General features: G+C 71.6%; 3 protein-coding genes. 2 read left to right on the top strand and 1 reads right to left on the bottom strand.

Annotated elements, in window-relative coordinates; all coding sequences use genetic code 11:
• Nucleotides 1–150 precede the first annotated feature (150 nt).
• The gene (locus tag ACGFT2_RS07190) at nt 151–672 is read left to right on the top strand and encodes a DUF3566 domain-containing protein (RefSeq protein WP_393274386.1); all 522 of its coding nucleotides are present in this window, start codon (nt 151–153) and stop codon (nt 670–672) included.
• Nucleotides 673–712: 40 nt separating this feature from the next.
• Here ACGFT2_RS07190 and ACGFT2_RS07185 read toward each other — a convergent pair whose 3' ends face one another.
• Nucleotides 713–1,060 carry a VOC family protein gene (locus tag ACGFT2_RS07185; RefSeq protein ID WP_393274384.1) on the bottom strand — a complete coding sequence of 116 codons (348 nt, stop codon included), beginning with the start codon at nt 1,058–1,060 and terminating at the stop codon, nt 713–715.
• Nucleotides 1,061–1,260: 200 nt separating this feature from the next.
• Between ACGFT2_RS07185 and ACGFT2_RS07180 the strand changes: the two genes are divergently transcribed.
• On the top strand, nt 1,261–2,637 hold the full coding sequence (locus ACGFT2_RS07180; protein ID WP_393274382.1) for an FAD-binding oxidoreductase: 1,377 nt from the start codon (nt 1,261–1,263) through the stop codon (nt 2,635–2,637).
• The last annotated feature ends 470 nt before the right edge of the window (nt 2,638–3,107 follow it).

The following is a 3,107-nucleotide window of genomic DNA, read 5'->3' as shown; positions in this document are numbered from 1 at the left end:
GCCCGGGCGGGCGGGTGCCGGCCCCCCGCCCCCGGGCCGGCCCCGCCCCCCCCCCCCCCCCCCCCCCCCCCCCCCCCCCCGGGGCCCGGTGACGAGGGAGGCCCGATACGGCCCGGCACGCCCTCCACGACCGGCCCGCGGGCGGTGCGGATGCGCGTATCCAAGGGGAACCCCTGGTCGGTGATGCTGACGAGTTTCCTGCTCCTCGCCGGGCTCGGCGTGCTCGCGGTCGCCAGCACCCTCATCGTCTGGACCATGCTGAACATCATGGCTCCGGAGGACGTGCCCACGCTGGCCACCACCCTGACCGTCTCGGCCGGCGTCGTCCTCCTCGAGGTCGTCCTCGGCACCTGCTTCGCGACGCTGAGCACCTTCATCTACAACTTGTCGTCGCCGTACCACGGCGGCGTCCAGTTGGCTGTGACCGACGACCTGACCGACCCGACCCCGGCAGCCGCCGAGGCCCTGCTGTCCCTGGCCCGAGCCCGCGCCCGCGTTCGCCGCTACCTGCGCACCCACACCCCACCCTGGGCCTCCGCGCGCGGCAGGCGCCCCGGCATCGGCGCTCGAAGCGGCGCCGCCCGGCCGACGCGCCCCCATCCGGCGGCCGACGGACCAGCGCGCACAACCGACAACGCCGACAACTCCCGGGAAGTCTCCGACACGGCCTGACCGCCATCGCCCCGGAGCGGGGGCCCCGACTGCCCCGACGTCAGTTGTGGCTCAAGATGTTGATCACCCGGCCGTTGGGGTCGCGGGCGAAGAAGCGGCGCACCCCCCACTCCTCGTCGGTGAGCGGGTGGACGATCTCCGCGCCGCGCTCCTTCATGGCGGCGTAGGCGGCGTCCACGTCCTCGACCTCGATGCTCATGTCCGGCGCGACCGGTGCCGTCTCGTCGTGGGTCATCAGGCTGATCTGGACGGCGGGGTTCCCGGCGGACGCCAGTGTCATGATCCAACCGTGGTTCATGACCTCCTCGAAGCCCAGGACGCCGTAGAACTCCGCGCTCTCTTCGTGCGCTTGTGACTGGACGTTGGGGACGACACGGCGAACGTGCATCTCGCGGCTCCGGTGGTCGGGTCGGACGCGTCCGAGGACGAGGAACCGGCCCAGCCTAGCCGTCGGCGTGCCGACGCGCGCGGAGGAACGACCGGCCGGGCGGGGATCTTTCGGGGGTCTGTCCCCTCCCGGCCGGAAGACCGCGCACGGGAATTGAATGGCCGGCAAGGCCAAGACACCCCACCCGTGCGGGAGACGCGATGCGGTTGACCACGTCCCAGGGCGCAAGCGTGCCGGAGCGCACCGTCACCGAGCTGCGCGAACGGCTGCGCGGCCCCGTCATCACCGAGGAGGACCAGGAGTACCCGGCCGCCAAGGCCATCTGGAACGCGTACTTCGAACGCCGTCCGGGCGCCATCGTACGGGTCAAGGGCGCCGCCGACGTGATCACCGCGGTGCGGTTCGCCAAGGAGCACGACCTGCTGCTCGCGGTGACCGGCGGCGGCCACTGCTTCGCCGGTACCGGCAGCTGCGAGGGCGGACTGGTCATCGACACCTCCGCGCTCAAGGGGATCAGGGTCGACCCCGAGCGACGCACCGTGCAGGCTCAGCCGGGCCTGGTGCAGGGCGAGTTCGACGCGGAGACGATGCACTTCGGACTGGCGGTGACCGGGTCGCAGGAGTCGTACATCGGCATCGGCGGCATGACCCTCGGCGGTGGTCTCGGCTGGCTGGGCCGCTACCGGGGACTGCTCGTGGACAACCTGCTGTCCGCCGACATCGTGCTCGCCAGTGGCGAGGTGCGCAGGGCCAGCCCGCAGGACGACGCCGACCTCTTCTGGGCGATCCGCGGAGGCGGTGGCAACTTCGGCGTGGCCACCGCGTTCGAGTACAAGCTGCACCCGCAGGGCGACTGCCTGGCCGGGCTGCTGGCCTTCCCCGTCGCCGAGACCGCTGCCGTGGCCAGAAGGCTGGGGGAGTTCAACCAGACCGCGCCGGACGCGCTGACCACCTCGTTCGCGTTCCTGACCGTGGACGGGGAGCCGGCGGTCGGTCTCGGGTACGTGCACGCCGACACCTCGGCCGGGGCGGAGGAGGCGGTGGCGCCGCTGGCCGGCGTGGGCCAGAAGCCGCTGCTCAACCACGTCGGCCGGATGCCCTACCTCGCCGTGCAGCAGATGCTGGACGACAACACGTTGGCGGGCCGCCGGCTGTACGCGCGCTCCTTCCACATGGACGACATGTACCCCGAGGCGGTCGAGATCCTCGGCGACGGCTACGCGACCAACCCCTCGCCCCTGTCCCTGGTCGGCGGCGGCCTGATGGGCGGGGTGATGGCCCAGCTTCCGGCGGAGACCACGGCGTTCCCGCACCGCGAGGGATATCTCGTCAGCGTTCTCAGTCAGTGGGAGGACGAGAGCGAGGACCAGCAGAACATCGAGTGGACGCAGAACGTGTACGAACGCGTCCTGCCGTACACGACGGGCGGGGTGTACGTGAATCACCTCGGCGACGACGGTCCGCAGCGTGTCGCGGACGCCTACGGGCCGAACTATCCGCGTCTGCGGACGCTCAAGGCGAAGTACGACCCGGAGAACGTGTTCCGGGTGAATCACAACATCACCCCGGCCGGCTGACGCCCGCCACCCACCACGGCGCACATCCGCAACGCGAACGAGACGGCCGTCGGCACGCACCCGCGCCCCGACGGCCGTCGGCGTGTCTCCGTAAGCAGCCGGCCTGCGGCGTACAGCTCCGACGCCGACCGCGACCAGGTATGCAAACAGGCTCGCCCGCACGCAGGACCAACGCGCCTGCACGCACGCCGACGAACGCGCACGACGAACACCAACCACGTACGCGTACGTCGTGCGCGTACGGCGAACACGAACCACGAACGCGTACGACGAACACGAACCACGAACACGAACGACGAACACGAACCACGAACGCGTACGACGAACACGAACGACGAAACGGCCGGGGGGGGCCCGCCGGGGGGGGGCCCCCCCGCGGCCCCCCCCCACACCCCCACCCGGACGGGCTGGTTCGAACAGAGCCCGGAGGGCAAAGGAAGGCCCCCCCACAGGGGAGGCCGTCCACCCCG

It is taken from the genome of Streptomyces sp. NPDC048514 (assembly GCF_043199955.1).
Taxonomy (GTDB): domain Bacteria; phylum Actinomycetota; class Actinomycetes; order Streptomycetales; family Streptomycetaceae; genus Streptomyces.
This window is presented reverse-complemented; position numbering and strand designations above follow the sequence as displayed.

What these genes read in the sequence shown, in the direction of transcription:
- ACGFT2_RS07190 (WP_393274386.1), top strand. Translation starts at nt 151, where the DNA reads ATGCGCGTATCCAAGGGGAACCCCTGGTCGGTGATGCTGACGAGTTTC.
- ACGFT2_RS07185 (WP_393274384.1), bottom strand. Translation starts at nt 1,060, where the DNA reads ATGCACGTTCGCCGTGTCGTCCCCAACGTCCAGTCACAAGCGCACGAA.
- ACGFT2_RS07180 (WP_393274382.1), top strand. Translation starts at nt 1,261, where the DNA reads ATGCGGTTGACCACGTCCCAGGGCGCAAGCGTGCCGGAGCGCACCGTC.